12 protein-coding genes and 1 pseudogene are annotated in these 15,307 nt (G+C 67.4%); 8 read left to right on the top strand and 5 right to left on the bottom strand.

The genetic code is table 11. The features are described from left to right. Positions 1–215, bottom strand: a pseudogene (locus IEZ01_RS34795) (class E sortase); the annotation flags it as partial. Between the two features lie 93 nt (positions 216–308). Here IEZ01_RS34795 and IEZ01_RS10645 point away from each other — a divergent pair. From IEZ01_RS10645 to IEZ01_RS10620, 7 genes are all read left to right on the top strand, one after another. Next, positions 309–1,310 (top strand): SEC-C domain-containing protein, encoded by a 1,002-nt coding sequence (locus tag IEZ01_RS10645; RefSeq protein WP_189201306.1) that lies wholly within the window; start codon positions 309–311, stop codon positions 1,308–1,310. Positions 1,311–1,379: 69 nt separating this feature from the next. Continuing rightward, a complete protein-coding gene (locus tag IEZ01_RS10640; RefSeq protein WP_189201447.1) occupies positions 1,380–1,784 on the top strand; it encodes a very short patch repair endonuclease in 405 nt (134 codons plus the stop codon). Positions 1,785–1,890: 106 nt separating this feature from the next. Continuing rightward, on the top strand, positions 1,891–3,426 hold the full coding sequence (locus tag IEZ01_RS10635; RefSeq protein ID WP_189201304.1) for an ATP-binding protein: 1,536 nt from the start codon (positions 1,891–1,893) through the stop codon (positions 3,424–3,426). After that, complete coding sequence (locus tag IEZ01_RS10630) at positions 3,419–4,399, top strand: PD-(D/E)XK motif protein (RefSeq protein ID WP_189201302.1); 981 nt, start codon at positions 3,419–3,421, stop codon at positions 4,397–4,399. The genes IEZ01_RS10635 and IEZ01_RS10630 overlap by 8 nt, the downstream gene beginning before the upstream one ends. Positions 4,400–4,416: 17 nt before the next feature. Continuing rightward, the gene (locus IEZ01_RS10625; protein WP_189201300.1) at positions 4,417–7,368 is read left to right on the top strand and encodes a Z1 domain-containing protein; all 2,952 of its coding nucleotides are present in this window, start codon (positions 4,417–4,419) and stop codon (positions 7,366–7,368) included. Positions 7,369–7,385: 17 nt separating this feature from the next. Next, positions 7,386–8,366: a DNA cytosine methyltransferase gene (locus IEZ01_RS34790; protein ID WP_229832848.1), complete on the top strand. Its 981-nt coding sequence runs from the start codon at positions 7,386–7,388 to the stop codon at positions 8,364–8,366. 32 nt (positions 8,367–8,398) lie between these two features. Next, complete coding sequence (locus IEZ01_RS10620) at positions 8,399–9,769, top strand: DNA cytosine methyltransferase (protein ID WP_229832845.1); 1,371 nt, start codon at positions 8,399–8,401, stop codon at positions 9,767–9,769. Here the strand turns inward: IEZ01_RS10620 and IEZ01_RS10615 are convergent. The 3 genes from IEZ01_RS10615 to IEZ01_RS10605 form a co-directional block, all read right to left on the bottom strand. Then, positions 9,749–10,657, bottom strand: coding sequence for a DUF6339 family protein (locus tag IEZ01_RS10615; protein ID WP_308427162.1), 909 nt, complete (start codon positions 10,655–10,657; stop codon positions 9,749–9,751). The genes IEZ01_RS10620 and IEZ01_RS10615 overlap by 21 nt on opposite strands. 29 nt (positions 10,658–10,686) lie before the next feature. Beyond that, positions 10,687–11,541 (bottom strand): hypothetical protein, encoded by an 855-nt coding sequence (locus tag IEZ01_RS10610; protein WP_229832843.1) that lies wholly within the window; start codon positions 11,539–11,541, stop codon positions 10,687–10,689. A 113-nt stretch (positions 11,542–11,654) separates the two neighbouring features. Next, positions 11,655–13,739, bottom strand: a complete 2,085-nt coding sequence (locus IEZ01_RS10605; RefSeq protein WP_189201292.1) for a helix-turn-helix transcriptional regulator — start codon at positions 13,737–13,739, stop codon at positions 11,655–11,657. Positions 13,740–13,906: 167 nt separating this feature from the next. Between IEZ01_RS10605 and IEZ01_RS10600 the strand changes: the two genes are divergently transcribed. Further along, positions 13,907–14,227, top strand: coding sequence for a hypothetical protein (locus IEZ01_RS10600; RefSeq protein ID WP_189201290.1), 321 nt, complete (start codon positions 13,907–13,909; stop codon positions 14,225–14,227). 271 nt (positions 14,228–14,498) lie between these two features. Here the strand turns inward: IEZ01_RS10600 and IEZ01_RS34785 are convergent. Next, positions 14,499–15,307: DUF445 domain-containing protein (locus IEZ01_RS34785; protein WP_229832841.1), on the bottom strand; the 809-nt coding region annotated here is incomplete at its 5' end.

Raw genomic sequence — 15,307 nt, 5'->3', positions numbered from 1 at the left:
GGGTCCGGGGGCGCGCCCCACTCCTCCTCCAGGGCCCGTACGGTCCGGTCGGCGTCGGCGCGGGCCTGCTGGTTGGTCCACCAGAGCTGGTGGACGACGAGGAGCAGGACGACGACTCCGACGGTGACGGCCATCTCGGCGCAGGTCCACAGCGCGCGGCCGACCGCGGTGCGCCGCTGTGACGCCCGTCTCTGCACCACCACCGGTACACGCACGCGCGCACGATAGGGGCTCGTACGCCAACTCACCAGAGCGGCGGGCCAGAACACCTCTGCGCCTCGGGAGGGGACGGCAGTACGGTGTCATCCATGCGCCCCGACACTCCTGCCGATCACACGACCGAAGCCGAGCGCCTCCTGCGCACCGCGGCGCAGTACCCCGAGGACCGCGAGCAGCTGCTCCTCCGGGCCGCGGCGCACCTGGAGCTGGCCGGCGAACGCCCCCGCGCCGCCACGCTCTACGACGACCTGCTGGCCGGCTCGCCGGACGACCCCCAGCTGGTGAAGGCGCTCAAGGCGGCCAACCTGTGGGAGTACGGCCACGAGGCCGAGGCCCGCGCGATCATCGAGGGCATCCGGGCGTCGGTCCCGGCGGACGCGGCGCCGTGGGAGATCGTGACGGAGACGCTGGAGACCCACGACGAACTGGAGCAGGCGGAAGCCGCGGCGACCACGGCGCTGACGACCCTGCTGCCGGAGTCCTCCCGGGACATCCCGTACGCCACCCAGTCCCTGGTCACCACCCGCCACCGGGTCCGCCGCCTGCTGGCGCTCCCCCACGACACCTGGGACACGCTGGCGGACGACCTCCACACCGCGGAGGTCCCCCTCGACGAACTCCACGACCCCAAACGCCTATGGTCCCTGGGCTCCTCGGACCCGGCGGAGCTCAAGGCGGAGATCACCCGCCTCCGCTCCGAACTGGGCTCCTACCGCACGGCCCTCTCCCGCCCCTTCCCGGTGGCGGTCCTCCACTGGCCGCGCCCGGAACTCGACGAACTCCTGGCGGCCTACCCGGAGCTGGAGTCGGAGTACCCCACCTACGAGGCCCACCTGACGGACCTCGAGGCCTCCCTCCGCGAACTCGCCCAGGCGGGCACCCCCAACCTCGGCATCGTCCCGGGCACGGTCCCCTCCTACGAAGCCTTCGCCGCCTCCGAATCCACCTCCCCCTCCCAGGCCCCCCTCCTCCCCCAGTACGCCACCACCCTGGCCGCCCGCGGCCTGGCCACCCCCTGGCCCCCACCACGCACGGAACCGTGCTGGTGCGGCTCGGGAGAGACGTACGGGGAGTGCCACGGCGGGGCGTGAGCGGCCGTAGTCCGGCACAATGCCCTGGTGTCCGACGCCGTACCTTCCTCCCCTTCGGTCTCGTCCCGCATGAGCCGCCAAGGCCGCCGCGACACCGCCCCCGAAGTGGCGGTGCGCAAGCTCCTGCACGCCGCCGGCCTGCGCTACCGCGTCAACGTGCCCGTCCCGGGCATGCCACGCCGGACGATCGACATCGTCTTCGGTCCCGCCAAGATCGCCGTATTCCTGGACGGATGCTTCTGGCACGGCTGTCCTGTGCACGCGACACAGCCGAAGGCGAACGCGGAGTGGTGGCGGACCAAGCTGGCCAAGAACATGGCTCGCGACCGTGAGACGACGGCACATCTCGAAGCGGCCGGCTGGACGGTCCTGCGATTCTGGGAACACGAGTCCCCTGCTGCGGTCGCCGAGGCGGTCGCCCGTGCCAAGGCCGATGCGACGCGCGTAGCGTGCCCACCTCATGACCGTCCGTAGGTGGGCGGGCTTCGATCATCTCTGCGCATGTGGGGTATCGATGTCCGTCCGTTGCATTACGGTCTCTTTCGATGGCGCGACGCATCGTGAAGCCTGAGGCGAGGAAATGAGCAACGACTGGCAGTTCGACGTTCCCGTCACCGGGAGCAAGGTCCTTCCACCTGACTCCAGGTACATGGAGGCACTCAGCAGCCAGGGCTACGGCTTCGAGATAGCCGTCGCCGACCTCGTCGACAACTCCATCGATGCGGGCGCACGCGACGTGGTCGTGCACTTTCTCCGTGACGGCGACCAACTGGTCTCTCTCCTCGTCGTCGACGACGGCAAAGGCATGACGGACGACGAACTCGATGTCGCCATGACCGTCGGAGGCCGTCGCGACTACGAGGCGGACGCCCTCGGCATGTTCGGTACCGGCCTGAAGTCCGCTTCGCTCAGCCACGCTTCGGCGGTGACCGTCGTAAGCACGACGAAACGCACGCGGGCCTCCGGCCGACGGTGGCTGATGGAACGTGCCGTCTCAGGATTCCATTGCGACATCGTCGATCCCACCTACGCTCAAACACTCATCGACCGCTACGACAGCGGGCGCCCCATCAAGTGGCAGGGCACGGTCGTCCGCTGGGACGGGGTCAAGGACTTTCCCAAGCACGGGGGAGGAGGCCAGACCGACCGCTATCTCCACCGCACCATCAACAAGCTGGGACTGCACCTCGGCCTGCACCTGCACCGTTTCCTCGCTCGCGAGGACTTCAACATCACCATCGCCGTCGAGGACGTGCGTACAGGCACGGTCTACATGAACTTCGGGGTGGAGCCCCTCGACCCCTTCGGCTATCCGGTGTCGGGCGACCCGGCATTCCCCCGGGAGTTCACGGCGTCGCTGCCGTCGATCGGGGACATGACCCTGGCCGCGCACATCTGGACACCCAAGTCGAACCTCGACGAGTACAAGGCCGTCGGTTCCGTCCTCGATCGCCAGGGCTTCTACTTCTACCGGCACGACCGCCTCGTCCAGGCGGGCGGATGGAACAACTTCCGCCAACCCGAGCAACACCTTTCGCTCGCAAGGGTGGCTATCAACCTCCCGGACGACCTGGGCGAGGTCTTCCGTCTCACGGTCAAGAAGTCCGGGGTCGAGGCCTCGCCCGAGTTCGCCACGGCTCTGGAAAAGGCTGTCGACGGCGGGCATAGCAGCTTCCTCGACTATCTGGGAGTCGCCGACGCGACCTACCGGGAAGCGCGCAAGCGCGCGGGCACCACCCGCAGGCCGGTCCTGCCTGCAGGCAAAGGCTTCGACCCGAGCGTTCGGGAAACCATCGAGGACGAGCTGCCGACCATCCCCCACGAGGAACCCATCGCGGTCCGCTGGCAGCGACTCGACAACGAGGTCTTCTTCCATGTCGACCGTGAGGAACGCACCATCGTCCTCAATCAGCACTACCGCGCCGCGATTCTGGGTGGTCGACGCGGCGGGCTGAACGACGCGCCGCTGATCAAGTCCTTGATGTACATGCTCCTTCACCAGGTCTTTGAGAAGGAGTACAGCGGCAGCCGGGAGAAGGACAACCTGCAGCTGTGGCAGTCCATCCTGGTCTCCGCGGCACGCGCGGAGCTCGACAGGGTGGCGGACGATGACTGAGCCCCGTTCCGACGCAGTCGGGTCACTGGTCGCCTGGACGGACGTGGAGCACTACCTGGGCCGTAGGCTCTCGGTGCCTTTTCGTCTCAGGCAGTCGCCGCGGGTCGACTACGTCGTCACCCCCGACGGTGAAATCGCCCTCCACCTCCAACTCGGTCCTCGCGAAAGGCTGCCCCGTTCACCGTTCCCCATGGTCCGGATAGAAGAGATAGCGGATCAGGGTCTGCGGATGGCGCGACTGCGCACAACCCGAGCGCAGCTCCTTCGCGACTTCCACGACCTGGTGAACGCGATCGCCGATCGAGTGATCACACACCGGCGAACCGCCGAGCAGGCGTTCAACGAGACAGTACGGGCGTGGAGCGCGCTCCTGGACCGTCCCCGGGGCCAGAGCTCCGAACGACGCATCGGTCTCATGGGGGAGCTCGCAACGCTCCAAGCTCTGTCGGCCACCCACGGATACGCTGCCGCCGTCGATGCCTGGAAGGGTCCTCAGGGCGAGGAGCACGACTTCGGCCTGCCTGATTTCGACCTCGAGGTGAAGACCACGGCGTCCGAGCAGCGCCTTCACACCATCCATGGATCGGGGCAGCTGACTCCGACGGGAGACCGCCCTCTGTGGTTCGCGTCCCTGCAACTCACCCGGGGCGGCACTGGGGGACGGACGCTCGCGGAGTGTGTCGCTGCGGTCCGCGGAAAAATCGCGGAGGAAGCACCCTCGCATCTCGATCGCTTCGATCGGCACCTCGAAAGCGCTGGGTGGGACCCGGAGACGATGGACGACGAGCGCTGGCAGCTCCGTGCGGCACCTCTGGTACTCGCCGCGGACGAGCGGCTCCCTCGTCTCGATGCCACATCCGTACCCGAGCATCTCCGCGCCCGGATCCGAGACATCTCGTACACCATCGACGTCAGCGGCCTCGATCCGTCGCCCCACGCCCCTTCCCTCCTTGTCGGCCTCCGCCTTCCGTAAGTCCGAGGACTCTTTCGATGACCTACACAGACACATTGCGGCTCACGCTTCACAAGTCCGCCCTGGCCGGCATGCAGGACAGCAGACCCAAGAATCTGCTGCGCGCACTTGCCTATCAGGCCGAGGACGAGGGTGAGGACGCAGCAGCGGTCGCCACCGAGGGAGACTTCCGCACCACGCTCACACACGCTCATCCCACGGATCAGCTGGTGGAACTGTGGCGCAAGCAGCTCACGCAGTGGGACTACGCGGAGCAGCCGAGCTGGTCGGAGACCGACCCGCGGACCGACGACCGCAGGGTGGCGATCATGTCGCTCCTCGGATTGGACGAGGACACACGAAAGCTCCTCGACTCGCTCATTCCGGTGCCGCGGGCCGAGGGGCCGGTGGTCATCAGCCCGCAGCACGTCGAGTGGTACACGCCGCAGTCACAGCAGGGACGTAGCTGGTACTGGCCCGCGTATCGACGCCTGCTGTCGGAGAAGGGCTGGCCCGAGTCCGCCGTCGCAGGCCTGGACGTGGCGACCGACAGCGTGGTGGAGCGCCTGGCGGACCCGACCTCGTACGAGACGTACCAGTCGAAAGGGCTGGTCGTGGGCTACGTCCAGTCCGGCAAGACCGCCAACTTCACCGGGGTCATTGCCAAGGCGATGGACGCCGGATACCGCCTGGTCATCGTGCTCGGCGGCACCCTCAATCTGTTGCGCGCCCAGACCCAACGCCGCCTCGACATGGAGCTCGTCGGGCGCGAGAACATTCTTCGCGGAGCACCGGAGTACGAGTCGGACTACGCCGACGACCCTGCATGGCCACAAGGGAAGTTCCTCTCGCACGGCGGACTTCCGTCGGCCCGCGGCGGCTTCGACATCGTGCGTATGACCACGAGGGACAACGACTACAAAAGCTTGCTCCAAGGCATCGTCGCTCTCGAATTCGAGAAGCAGGAACCGAACCTTCCGCTCCACGATCCCCGCAATCTGCACCGCTCTTCGGCCCGTCTCATGGTCGTGAAGAAGAACAAGACGGTACTCGCGAAGCTCGTGAAAGACCTCAACAAGATCAAGACGCCGCTGTCGGAGATTCCTGTCCTGATCATCGACGACGAGTCGGACGAGGCCTCGGTCAACACCGCCAATCCCACTCGCCCGGATGCCGAGCGCACGGCCATCAACCAGAAGATTTCGGAGCTTCTCTCCATACTTCCTCGGGCCCAGTACGTCGGCTACACCGCCACGCCTTTCGCGAACGTCTTCGTCGACCCGAGCGACACGGAGGACATCTTTCCCCGTGACTTCATCGTCTCGCTGCCTCGTCCGAGTGGTTACATGGGTGTCCAGGACTTCCACGATCTGGACTCGCCGATCCCTCCTGAAGAGCGAACCTTCGCAAACTCCAACGAGAAGGCGCACGTTCGCGACATCCTCCTCTCCTCCGACGAGGACGACACCGCCCTTCAGCAGGCAATGGACATGTTCGTCCTGACGGCGGCCATGAAGCTCTTCCGGGAGGATCAGGGCGGGCTGGGGCACCGCTACTTCCAGCACCACACGATGCTGATCCATGAATCCGTCCGCACGGCCGAACACCGCGAACTTCGCATGCGCGTCCAACGGTTGTGGTGGACGTCGGGATATACCGGCGCTTCCGGTCACGAACGCCTGCGCAAGTTGTTCCACGCGGATCTCGCCCCGGTCTCCGACGTGCGTGCCGACGGCTTCGCCGTTCCTGTCTCCTACGAGGACCTCGCACCGTACGTCGGCACCGCAGCCATCCGTATCGGGGGAGACGACCGGCCGATCATCGTCGTCAACGGCGACACGGACATCGAGAACGGTGAGGCCGACTTCGACAAGCGGCCCCTGTGGAAGATCCTCATAGGCGGCCAGAAGCTGGCCCGCGGCTTCACCGTGGAAGGACTCACGGTCACCTACTACCGTCGTCGCACCAACAACGCCTCGACCTTGATGCAGATGGGCCGGTGGTTCGGCTTTCGCCAGGGGTACCGGGACCTGGTTCGTCTCTATCTCGGACGCGAGGAAACGATGGGGCGGAAGGAGATCGATCTCTACGAAGCCTTCGAGGCCATCTGCCGCGACGAGGAATCCTTCCGCGACCAGCTCAAGCAGTACGCACGCCCCGTCGGCGACGGACCGGGCATCACACCGGCCCAGGTGCCACCCCTCGTGGCGCAGCACCTGTCCTGGCTGCGGCCGACGAGCGCCAACAAGATGTACAACGCCCGTCTCGCCGAACTGCGGTCCCCGGGGCTCTGGGAGGAGCCCACGGCCCACCCGAAAGCGGTCGGCGTGCTCCGGGACAACACCGCGCTCTGGACACCGATCCTCGAAGGGCTGTCCTCCACCACAACGACATTCACCTACCGGTTCGACCAAGCCCAGAAGCCGCACCGCTTCGAGGCCCTGACAGGGCTCTTTCCCTCGAATCGCATCCTGCCGATCCTTCGGCAGCTGAAGTGGCTCGTGCCGGAACACTTCCAACCACATCTCACCTATCTCGAGGACATCACCAATGTCTCCGGACAGTTGGACGACTGGCTTGTCGTGGCCCCTCAGCACACTGCCCGGACCCAGCAGATCGTTCTGGGCGACTCGGGCCGGCGATTCTCGTGGTTCGGAGTCGAGCGCCGCCGCGACCCCCTGTTCGGAGGCATAAGCAACCCTCGCCACCGTGATGCGCTGAGACGTGTGGCGGGTGCCCTGCCCTCTTGCGGGGACGCAGCGACCGAGGCGTACGTGTCGGAGCGCAGAGGGGTAGTCGCCCTCTATCCGATCGTGGAGAAGAAGAACGTCGACGCCATCGGCCCGGACGGGCGCATGGACCCCGGGAAGGTCGTCATGGCCTTCGGCTTCGTCGCCCCGGCCGCCGCCCGCGGTCGCGACGACCGGGTGGTGCGCTTCACGACGATCGACTCGTCCCGCGCGGGCGACGCCATCATCACGGTCGACTGAGATCCATGGAGAGAGACATGTCACAGGCCCGGCTGACCTTGTTGGACGTCTGCGCCGGCGCAGGAGGCCAGGCGATCGGGCTGGAGTCAGCGGGCTTCGCCCCTGTCGCTCTCGTCGAGAACGACGCCCACGCCTGCGCCACTTTGCGCGCCAACCGTCCTGCGTGGAACGTCCTCGAGATGGATCTGTTGGAATTCGATCCCGTGGACCACCCGTACACCTACGACGTGGATCTTCTCGCAGCGGGACTGCCACGCGTCAAGTCGGCCGCCTCGGCCGCTCGCTCCCAGGACGACGAGGCACGCAAACTTCTTGAAGCGACGGTCTGGTTGACCGCGGGGGTGCGCCCCCGCGTCGCCCTGATCGAGAATGTCCCCGATCTGGTGACGTCGGAAGCTTTTTCCGATATCCGCGAATTCATCCGTCTCGAGCTCGAGCACCTGGGCTATCGGCTGCACGGCCGGGTGTTGAACGCAAATGAATTCGGCGTACCGCAGGACCGCAGGCACGGCGTACTGGTGGCCTGCCGGCACGACGTTGCCGATCGGTTCCGTTGGCCCACGCCCACCGGAACCGCCCCCCAGACCGTGGGGGAGGCTCTGGGGCGTTCGATGAGTGAGAGGGGATGGCCGCATGCGACGGCTTGGGCGGCCAGGGCCGACCGACAGGCCCCGGCCGTGGTGGGTGGGTCCAAGAACCGCGGAGGCGCGGACCTCGGCCCCTCCGGCACGAAGAAGGCATGGGCCCGCATGGGTGTGAACGGAGGGACCATCGGCGACGAGGTTCCGGACGCGTCGTTTCCCTGGGTCCCGGACGGCGAGCCGAGGGACTTGCCCACTCTCACTGTGCCTCAGGTGTCGATCCTGCAGGGGTTCCCGTCCGACTGGCGTCTCTGTGGTGGCAAGACGGCGCGTTACCGGCAGATCGGCCATGCATGGCCGCCCCCGGTCGCCGCCGCGGTGGGCCGGTCGCTCGCCGCGGCGCTGGCCGAGCGATGAGCGCAGTCACCTCGCCGGATAAACTTCACCGCATGAACGCCGTTCCCCCCACTGGCCCCATCACCGTCGTCGACCTGTTCGCCGGTTGCGGGGGCTTCACCCGGGGGTTCCACTCGTTTCGCCCCACAGGGGAGGACGAAGCGGGTCCGGTGTTCAACTCCGTCGCAGCCGTCGAACACAATGAAGCTGCTGCCGCGACATATTCGGCAAACTTCACACGCTCCAAGGCGGAACGGGAGCGCATCCACTGCGGGGACATCCAGAAGTGGAAGCCCAAGGGAGAGGCCCTCGAAGCTGAGGTGGTTCTCGGAGGACCACCCTGTCAGGGATTCTCCGGTCTCGGCCTGCAGGATCCGGACGACCCACGGAACAAACTGTGGCGCGAATACGTACGCGCGGTGAGCGCCATCGAGCCCAAGGTGTTCGTGATCGAGAACGTGGACCGGTTCCTACGTTCCGACGAGTTCTTCGACCTCCACAAGGAGGTCGAAGAGGGAAGCTTGAAGAAGTACCGCCTGATCGCTCCCCCAGGTTCGAAGGAATCAGATTCCTGGCACGACCGACGAAAGCGATTCCTCCTCAATTCTGCCAACTACGGAGCCCCGCAGGCCCGGCGTCGAGCGATCGTCATCGGCGTACGGGAAGATCTGATCGACGAGTCGGTCGACCCTCTGTCCCTGGGTGAGCTCTGGTATCCCGGACAAACACACTCCAAGCATGCCGAAGCAGCCGTCGAGGCCGAGGGGGGCCTGTTCGGACCCGAGGAAATGTCCGGACCCGGGCGCCGCCGCTGGGAGGCGGTGCGCTCGATCTTCGAGCTGTCCCGGACAGTACCCATGTCCTCCGATCTCCCCTACAGGACATCGCGGACAACGCCCGAAGGCGATGTCCTGCCCCCGACGTACTGGACGTACGAACTGCACATGCGCCGAAAGCCGGAGCTGCTTTCCCTGGCGCGCTACCAGGCCATTCCACCGGGGGGGAACCGGAAGGATCTACGAAACAAGAAATTCAAGGTCGATGCCCAGGGCGACATTGTGATCTCGACCGATGCCGAGAATTACGCCAAGGCGAGAGGAAAGGGCAAGGACCTCTCGACGCCCTCCTGGGACAGGCACGACAACGGCACCGGCGACGTCATGGGGCGACTGCGCATCGACGATCCGTCCGTGACGATTCGCACCGAATTCTTCAAGCCGGAAAAGGGGAGGTACCTCCACCCCACGGAGCACCGCCCCATCACGCACTACGAGGCGGCGCTCATCCAGGGCTTCCCTCTTGACTTCAAATGGTGTGGATCCCGGCTGGAGATTGCTCGCCAGATCGGGAATGCCGTACCGATTCCCCTCGGTCGGGCGATCGCCGCAGCCCTGCACCGGCAGCTACGCCCGCCACGTGGGTGAGTACGGCTTGTCGAGACTGACGCCCCTCGGCCGCTCCACCTCGGTCGGGCACGGCTCCTTGCCGCGCCTCGGAACCTCGGCGTAGAGCTTCTCGAACATCGAGCTCAACGTCTCGACGGATCTGGCCGGGATCGGGCCGTCGTCGGGGCCTTCGGGCAACTTTTCGTGTGGTACCGGCGGTGCCACTTCAGCCTCGGAGATCCAGTACTCGACAGCCTCGGGGTCCGGGCCCTCGTCGGGCGCCAGCACTTCGTACATGATGGTGCTGCCTGCCACGTTGACGGCGGAAACGAGGTCGTTGAGTTCCCGACCCGTGCGTACCACGCCCTGCTCGACCAGGCGTGTCACCGCTCGAGCAGTGGGGCGGTGGTCGACGACGTCCAGCCTCAGCACGGTGTTGATCAGATCCGGGATGCGACCGGCGATCTCGACCGGTCGATAGTCGCTTCCGTCCCGGAAGAGCTCTGCCGTCCACCAAAGGCGTGCGAATGCCTGCTTGTAGTGGAGCCCGCAGAATCGCTCGGCCGTGACAAGCCCCGCCTTCGGCCCGTCTCCACCGGACCGATGGCGCCACACTACGTAGTCGGGCGCCACAACCAGGGCGAGGTAGTTCCACAAGGCAGGTTCGGCGGCCTCGGCACGCGTCAGACGCAGCGTCGCGTGCAGCCGAGGAGCAAGCCACCGGTCGGCCTGAGCCCGGCCGACGTCGGAGTGACGCCGCTGCGCCTCTTCCAACAGGTGCCGCAGAGGCTCGATGCTCCAACGACTCTGCGTACCACCCACGGATTCGGATGCCCTCACAAGCGCCACGAAGGGCGGGTCCTCCTGGCCCGACAGCACACCACGAGTGAGGTGCTTGACAGCGACGGTATCTGACAGCAGAGCCATTTGAGGTGGAATGTCGGTGGTCCGACGACTCATCCCGTGCTCTCCCGTCCGGATCGGCCCAGGACACGGATCACAGTGCCCAGGTTTTTGGCGATGTGTGCCCTGCGGGACGCCGCGTACTGGATGAGGGGCTGCAGCTCGTGCCAGCCGGAGCTCTCCGACCGTCGGCCGTGGATCTCCAGCAGCCCGTCGGCGGGGGACAGTTCGGGCAGGATGTCCGGCAGCATGCTCCGAAGGACCCAGTCACGCCAACCGGAGGGCCACTGCGGGACGCCGTCGCCGTCCACTTCGAGGTCGCTCACCGCCGAGTGGAACATCGCGGTCCACGCATCGGTCGCGATCTGAGTGGCCAGCAGTCGCCCTACCGCCCTCTCCGTGGGGTCGCTACCGGCTCCCAGGAGCTCGGTAACGCCTTCGAAGCCCGTGTTGAGGTGGATGGTCGGCATGTCCCCGGAGGTCTCCACAAGCCACGGCGCATCCCGGAACGGGCGGAGCCACTCGTGGGGACCGTCCCTGAAGTCCATCTCGTTGATGTCGAGTTCCCGCTGTCGGACGGGTACGCGGGCCGTCAGGTCCACGAGCCAGGAGTCCTGAGCGGTGGCCACAACCCGGCCGGCGACGCCGCCGACGGTGGCGACGACCGACAGCGTCAGGTCCAGCCGCGCCCGAAAGGCACCACGTGGCACCACGGCGGTGCCGCCCCAGGAACCGGACCACGGCCTCAGCCTCACGACTGTACGGGAGTTGGTCGCTCGCTCGGTGAGTACGGCGACGCACACCACTTCCGTCCATGGCCCGTTCGCCAGTTCGATGTCCGGGATCTGCGCCTGGATCTCGAGTCGGGCCTCACGCCACTTCTCCCGTCCGGCCATGTGCAACGCCACGACGCGATCCTGCTGCGAAACCATGGAGAGATCGAGAGCGCGACCGTCCAGCTGAGCTCCCGTGACCTTGAAGGTCACATCTCCCACCGGTGTGGGGTAGGGAATTAACCTCTTCATGCCCCGGCTCGCCTCACCTTCTGCAGGTCCACGATCAGTGGTGCCATGGCGGCCGACACGGGATGCGTCGCAACGTTCGTCACGCCGATGAAGGAGGCGGTCCGCGCGCCTGCCCTGAAACGAATGTTTCCCTCCTCGATCCGGCAGTTGTCCCCTGCCTCGAGTTCCGCCCAAGCCACGCTCGGCCGCCCCCCGGACCGTACGTCGAACTTGGCCACGGGGGCCAAGAGCCAGGCATCGTCCCTCACGGGGAGCCTGACCTCGACACGCACGCGCCAGGCCCCGCGGGCGTCCAGCTCACCGTCGACATGCCGGATCGTCGGGTGCCCTTCGACGCGCCGCCCGAGGGCTGTCCCGCCATCGAGCCGGAGAAGCTCACGTAGTATCGCCGGCCCTCCTTGCGTCCTCTCCTCTCGGCGGGCGACGAGAACCCGGACCGCCGCCATCATCTCCTTGCGGAACTCGTCGATACGGGTGCGAGCGCCTCGCGCGTAGGCGTTGGCCAGCTCCTCCGTCCGGGTCCAGTCGTTGTGCTCCGGCGGCTCGGCCGCCCGCAGAAACTGCTCGGCAAGGTTGTCGGCGTCGGTCGGAGGCTCTCCCCCGGTGGCTCGCCCGGCGAGCAGGACGGCCTGAAAGGCGTTGGTGCCTAGCGGCAGGTCGCCGACGCGACGCACACTCACGGTCATCCGATTGCCGCGCATGCACACCAGCTGGTTGGGACGGACGTCGGCGTCGTTCGCCGGAGTCACCAGAAGCACGGCCCGATGCTCGACCCCCCGCCCCTTTCCGCCCCGAAGCGGAGGCACGGTCAGCGGTACGTGGGTCAGCACGACGTCCTCGGTGCCGGTGATTCGATCTGTCGTGGTGCCGTCGAGGTACGCCTTCAGCGCCCGGGAACGAGCGGGCTCGTGCGCATGGGGATCCACACGTTCTTCACCGAGGAGCACCTGGCCGTTGCGCAGAGTGGTGACGGACGCCTCCAGAACAGGTGCGCCCTTCGTACCGGCCGTCATTGCTGCCCAGAAGTTGGCCGCCAGGGACCGGAGCAGCTTTTCGTGCATCTCCTGCAGAGACTCGGCATCACCGGCGGCGTCATGGGCGCCGACGATGAGGAAGGAGGTGCCCGGATCGGTCCCGCTCCGGGTCAGCTGCAGTTTCTCGACCGTCTCCTCGTCCGCCCACCAGGAGCGGGACACGTTCTCGAAGCCGGGCTCCGTGTCCGGTTCCCCCAGCCAGGCCGGTCCTGCAAAGGCGTCTCCGTCGACCTCCCGCCACGGCAGGTCCAGGCGCCCGACGACGCGGCGCTCCGTACGCCCTTCGTGCGGCTCGCTGAGCGTGCTTCCGACGAGCACAAGGCCGAGCCGGCTGGTCGCCCACAAGGTGGCCTTGCCCAGGCCGTAGGAACCGCCCGCAAGGCCACTGGTCTTGTGGCTGTCGAGCTGGCGTCGGACGACCGCGGCGAAGCGGCCGTCTCCGTAGTCCGGTCCCGTGAGACCGGAGGCGTTGTAGTCGTCCACGCGCAGCAGGAGCAGCGAGTCCGTTTCCAGCAGTTCGCGTATCCCTTCCGCGATGACGCGCCCGACCTTCTGCTGCTGTGCGGCCGCCACCTCGTAATGCGGCAGGAGCCGGTCCCATTGAAGGGCGTCGAGGAACAGCCGCAGGTGCTCACCTGTGAGTTCGTGGAGGGTGTATCGCACGCGCACCGGCCGGCTCGCGTCGTACCGCTCGTCCAGGGAATTCTGCGTCGCCTCCCGGGCGAGAACAGCCAGATCCGCGTCGAACGCGAACGCGGCGGCGTTGCCGAATTCCCGACCACCGTCGGCGTGCGCCGGACGGTGGTACCAACGGACAGGTCGAATTGGCTGCGCGTCCGCAGTACGCGTGTGTACGGTCGCCTCGTCGGTACCGAGAACTCGCGCGATGGCGCGCTTCTTGTCCTCGCGCGGTTCGGCCCGGCCTGTGATCCATGCCGAGACGGCCGCACGGGTCACGTCGAGTTCCAAGGCCAAGTGCGCCTGCGTCATCCCGCGGTGTCTCAGCTGACGGGCGAGCCACGGCCCGAAGGCCTCTCCTTCGTGCATCCGCTTCCTCCAGCCGCGCGCCTGTGACACGGACAGCCTAACAGTGCTGTTTGACGGTCAAATTCCTTTGTCATCCGCTCAATCGTCGCTTCCGGCCGGTCGCCGTGGGGGCCCATCGGGCCCTCGTTAGGCTCGAAGTCACGTGGTCGAGAGAGAGGTGGCATGTCATGCGCAGGATTCCGGCATCCGTCATAGCGGCCGGCGGGCTCGTCGGTGGATACGGCGTAGCCCGGTGGAGCAAGAAGCGGCCCCTTGGAGGGGTCGTGCTCGCCGCGGCCGGGGTTGTCGCCGGGCAGGAGTGGCAGCGGGTGGCCGGGGGGAAGGCGGCCGCCGGGCTGGGGGCTGCCTATGTCGGGGCGTTCGCCGGGTCGCATGTGCTGGCCAAGAAGGTCGGGGCCTGGCCCGCCGTGTTTTCCGTTGCCGGGGGCGTCGCCCTTGCCTCCTGGGCCGTCACCCGGGAGACCGGAGAGAGGTCCGGGGAGAGGTGAGTCGGGAAAACCCTGGCCCCCGTTGAACACGACCGGCTCCGCGCCCGTACTACACAGCACCTCCCCAAGGTGGCTGGGCGAGGGCCCCGGAGGCAGGGCGGGGCGCTCGCCCGGCAGGTCCGCCGGTCTCCCTCGGCCGGCGCCGTCGGCGCCCCACCGCCGACAGCTCGCGGCCCCCGCCGGTCCCCCAACCGGCGGGGGGCCCTGGGCCTGGCCCAGCCGGGCAGTCCGGCGCCCCCTCACTCCGCGAGGGCGCCGTCACCAGGGTCGGTCATCCGCCCAGCGAGTGCGAGACCGTGTAGATCAGCAGGCCAGCCAGGGCGCCGACCACCGTGCCGTTGATCCGGATGAACTGGAGATCCCGGCCGATGTTCGCCTCGATCTTCCGTGACGTCTGGTCGGCGTCCCAGCTCGCCACCGTGTCCGAGATCAGGGAGGTGATCTCGGTGCGGTACGTGGTGACCACGTACACCGCCGCGTCCTCCAGCCAGCCGTCGACCTTCGACTGGAGCCGCACGTCCGTCGACAGCCGGCCGCCGAGGGAAATAAGGGACGCACGCGCGCGAAGGCGCAGTTCGCTGCGGTCGTCCTCGGCCGCGGAGATGATCATGCCGCGGATCGATGCCCACGCCGACGCGATGATGTCCTGGATCTCCGGGCGGCCCAGCAGGTCCGACTTCAGCCGCTCCACGCGCGTGCGGGTGTCCGTGTCCGCCTGGAGGTCCGCGGAGAAGTCCGTCAGGAAGCGGTCGATCGCGCCGCGCGCCGGGTGGGCCGGCATGTCGCGCATCTCGGTGACGAAGCGCAGCAGCTCCTTGTAGACCCGCTCACCCACCCGGCGGTCGACGAAACGGGGCGTCCAGCCCGGCGCCCCGCCCTGGATCGCGTCCATCACCGAGTCGCCGTGGGTGACCAGCCAGTCCTGGGCGCGGGCGCAGACGAGGTCGACCGCGCGGTGGTGGGCGCCGTCCGCGACGACCTTCTCCAGGGTCTTGCCGATGCCGGGGGCGATCTCGGCCGCGTCCGCCCGGCGGGTGATCGCCTCGCCGACGACGGCCTGTACGTCGGAGTCCCGCAGGA

Origin of the sequence: Streptomyces purpureus (genome assembly GCF_014648195.1) — a bacterium.
GTDB lineage: Bacteria > Actinomycetota > Actinomycetes > Streptomycetales > Streptomycetaceae > Streptomyces > Streptomyces purpureus.
The sequence above is the reverse complement of the archived record's forward strand: the minus strand, read 5'-3'. Positions and strand labels throughout refer to the sequence as shown.

Coding starts and splice junctions, on each gene's coding strand:
- IEZ01_RS10605 (WP_189201292.1), bottom strand. CDS start 13,739: ATGCACGAAGGAGAGGCCTTCGGGCCGTGGCTCGCCCGTCAGCTGAGA.
- IEZ01_RS34790 (WP_229832848.1), top strand. CDS start 7,386: ATGTCACAGGCCCGGCTGACCTTGTTGGACGTCTGCGCCGGCGCAGGA.
- IEZ01_RS10640 (WP_189201447.1), top strand. CDS start 1,380: ATGAGCCGCCAAGGCCGCCGCGACACCGCCCCCGAAGTGGCGGTGCGC.
- IEZ01_RS10635 (WP_189201304.1), top strand. CDS start 1,891: ATGAGCAACGACTGGCAGTTCGACGTTCCCGTCACCGGGAGCAAGGTC.
- IEZ01_RS10615 (WP_308427162.1), bottom strand. CDS start 10,657: ATGGCTCTGCTGTCAGATACCGTCGCTGTCAAGCACCTCACTCGTGGT.
- IEZ01_RS10600 (WP_189201290.1), top strand. CDS start 13,907: ATGCGCAGGATTCCGGCATCCGTCATAGCGGCCGGCGGGCTCGTCGGT.
- IEZ01_RS10625 (WP_189201300.1), top strand. CDS start 4,417: ATGACCTACACAGACACATTGCGGCTCACGCTTCACAAGTCCGCCCTG.
- IEZ01_RS10620 (WP_229832845.1), top strand. CDS start 8,399: ATGAACGCCGTTCCCCCCACTGGCCCCATCACCGTCGTCGACCTGTTC.
- IEZ01_RS10645 (WP_189201306.1), top strand. CDS start 309: ATGCGCCCCGACACTCCTGCCGATCACACGACCGAAGCCGAGCGCCTC.
- IEZ01_RS10630 (WP_189201302.1), top strand. CDS start 3,419: ATGACTGAGCCCCGTTCCGACGCAGTCGGGTCACTGGTCGCCTGGACG.